The organism is Schnuerera sp. (genome assembly GCF_035459645.1).
GTDB lineage: Bacteria > Bacillota > Clostridia > Tissierellales > Tepidimicrobiaceae > Schnuerera.
Window position 1 is genome coordinate 1 of the sequence record NZ_DATHXO010000024.1, and the last position, 3,226, is coordinate 3,226.

A 3,226-nucleotide genomic window follows, 5' to 3' on the forward strand; every position below is an offset into this window, starting at 1 on the left:
TTTTAAAAAAATTAATGGATTTTAAATTTATAATTTTGGGATTCACATATTCCTAATTTTAATACTATTACGTTGCTAGAATTCATTCAATATATTAAAATAAATTATAGATAAGCTTTTGATTTATTTATTGGAGGTAAAAGAATTGAAAAAATATATTGAGCAATTAGCAAAATGTGTTTTATTTAAAAATATAAACAAAGAAAAAATCATTAATATATTGGAACAAATACCATATAAAATTATTGAATATGATAAAGATGAAGTAATAGCTATAGAAGGTGATGATTGCAATAGTCTTGGTATTATTTTAAAAGGCAAGGTGGAAATCCAAAAAATATTTCCATCTGGTCAAGTTACAACCATAAATAATTTTAAAGAAGGCAATATATTTGGAGAGTCTCTAGTTTTTTCTGATAGACACACCTATCCAGCAACTATAACTGCTATAGAATCTTCCAGAATAATGTATATTGAAAAAATTGATATTATAAATCTTTCAATGTTAAATTCAACAATATTGATTAATTTTGTATCAGTATTATCTGATAGAATACTTATGTTAAATGATAGAATATCCAATTTATCTCAAGATAGTCTTAGGAAGAAAATTTCCAATTTCTTATTATCTGAATATACAAAACAAAATAAGACTATTTTATACTTCCCTTATACCAGGAAAAAGATGGCAGAATTGTTGAATATCCCAAGACCTTCTTTGTCTAGAGAATTAACCAAAATGAGAGATGAAAAAATAATAGATTTTGATAGAAATACCATAAAAATTCTAAAAATAAATATACTAGAAGACTCTTTATTAAAATGATAATTAACATATTTAAAATTGTTATTTGGTGGCATTCTTACTAAAAATAGTGTATCATATACATTGGTTAAAAGCTAAACCTTGAGGAGGTTAGAAAATGAACTATGATATTATAATTGTAGGTGCTGGCCCCTGTGGCATATTTACAGCATTGGAATCAAAAAAATTGAACCCAGATAAAAAAATTTTAATACTTGAAAAAGGTAATTCTATGAAAAAACGAATCTGTCCTAAACGAAAAACAGGAATATGTGTTAATTGTAAACCTTGTAATATTACTACTGGTTTTGCAGGAGCTGGGGCTTATTCTGATGGAAAACTATCCTTATCTCCAGATGTAGGTGGAAATTTACCAAAATATTTAGGATATGAAGAAACTAAAAAATTAATAGATTATGTAGATGAAATTTATTTAAGTTTTGGAGCAGATAATAAAATATATGGTTTGGATAATAAACATGAAATACAAGAAATAAGAAAAAAAGCCATTAGAAGCAATTTAAAATTAGTAGAATGTCCTATAAGACATATGGGTACAGAGGAAGGATATAATATTTATAGTAGGATAGAAGACCACTTAAAGAATCTTGGTATAGATTTAAGTTTTAAAAATCCTGTTGAAGATATTATTCTTGATGAAAATAAAAATATTAAAGGAGTTATAGCAGAACAAAAATATTATTCAGACAAAGTAGTTATATCTGTTGGCAGAGAAGGGTCAGACTGGTTAAGAAATCTTTGTCTAAAACACGATATTGATACCGAAACTGGAGATGTAGATATAGGTGTAAGGGTGGAAACTAGAAATGAAATTATGGAAGAGATAAATGAAGCAATGTATGAAAGCAAGCTTATTTACTATGCTCCTACTTTTGATGATAAAGTTAGAACTTTTTGTTCTAATCCTGGTGGAGAAGTATCTACTGAGTATTATGATGGTAATTTAGCCGTAGTCAATGGTCACAGTTATAAATCTGATGAACTAAAAACTGATAATACTAATTTTGCATTATTGGTAACAAAACATTTTACAAAACCTTTTAACTCTCCTATTGAATATGGTATGCATATTGCTAAACTCGGTAATATGCTTTCTGGTAACAAAGTATTGGTTCAAAGGTATGGAGATTATAAACGAGGCAGAAGAACTACCGAAGAAAGGCTTTACAGAAATAATATAACCCCAACTTTAAAGGACGCAGTCCCTGGAGATTTAAGTCTTGTACTTCCCTATAGAATCCTTAAAAGTATTGACGACATGTTAATAGCATTGGATCATGTATCTCCTGGTCTTGCTAGTGATGAAACGTTGCTTTATGGTGTAGAGGTTAAGTTCTATTCTAATAAAGTAGTAACCGATGGCAAATTTGAAACCAATATTCCAGGTCTATATGTTGGTGGAGATGGAGCAGGAATAACAAGAGGATTAATGCAAGCCAGCGTAAATGGAGTCGTATTGGCAAGAGAATTAATGTAATACTTCTTTTATATCTTAGTGATGATAAATATTGGTTTCAAATACTAATAAATTAAGTTAATCATTATGAGGGGAGATGATTAGAAATATTATAATCTGTTAGCTCCCTCTCTATTAATTTCTTTATTCTCATCTTATCTTCAAAATTTCCGCTAACAGTAAAAATATTATCTATAATCTTCTTCACCTTAGTAGGTTTATCTGAAAATATTACTATCTTGTCAGATAAGTCCAATGCCTCTTCTATATCGTGGGTTACTAAAATGCAAGTTCTTTTTTCTATCTTTCGTAATTCCTTGAAAAATTCGATTACAATTTGCTTGCTATTTATATCTAATGATTTAAAAGGTTCATCCATTATAAGAAGTTTTGATTGATAAGCAAAGGCTCTTAAAATACTTATTTTTTGCCTCATACCACCACTAAGATCCCTTGGGTAATAATATTTGTATTCTTCTAAGTTAACCAGTTTTAGATATTTATCTATTATAGTATCAATTTGTTTTTTATACATTTTTCTTTTTAATACAAATCTTACATTATCCTCTACATTCTTCCATTCAATAAGCCTGTCTTCTTGAAAAATAAAGGACATCTCCTTGTCTTGAAAACCTATTATTTCTCCAGAATCTTTATCCGTTATTCCTCCGATTATATTCAAAAGAGTGGTTTTCCCACAACCTGAAGGCCCTAAAATACAAGTGGTCTTTTTTGGTTCAAAGTCAATAGAAATATTTTCTAGCACTTTTAAATCATTATAGTATTTTGTTATGTTTTTTACTTTATATCCCAATTTATCACTTCCATCTATTACAATTTAATAAATACTTCATCCCATATAATAGATACTCCAATACTTTTACTATTAAAAGTATTATAATAATCCAAGCAAAAACTCCTGAAGTATTGAGATAAATCCTTTG

3 protein-coding genes are annotated in these 3,226 nt (G+C 28.1%); 2 read left to right on the forward strand and 1 reads right to left on the reverse strand.

What is annotated here, in order from left to right; genetic code table 11:
* The first annotated feature begins 145 nt into the window (after window positions 1-145).
* Together VK998_RS00600 and VK998_RS00605 are read left to right on the forward strand one after the other, a co-directional pair.
* Window positions 146-826, forward strand: a complete 681-nt coding sequence (locus tag VK998_RS00600; RefSeq protein WP_325224321.1) for a Crp/Fnr family transcriptional regulator — start codon at window positions 146-148, stop codon at window positions 824-826.
* Between the two features lie 97 nt (window positions 827-923).
* The gene (locus tag VK998_RS00605) at window positions 924-2,303 is read left to right on the forward strand and encodes an NAD(P)/FAD-dependent oxidoreductase (RefSeq protein ID WP_325224324.1); all 1,380 of its coding nucleotides are present in this window, start codon (window positions 924-926) and stop codon (window positions 2,301-2,303) included.
* Window positions 2,304-2,367: 64 nt separating this feature from the next.
* Here VK998_RS00605 and VK998_RS00610 read toward each other — a convergent pair whose 3' ends face one another.
* Window positions 2,368-3,096, reverse strand: a complete 729-nt coding sequence (locus VK998_RS00610) for an ABC transporter ATP-binding protein (protein WP_325224326.1) — start codon at window positions 3,094-3,096, stop codon at window positions 2,368-2,370.
* Between the last annotated feature and the right edge of the window lie 130 nt (window positions 3,097-3,226).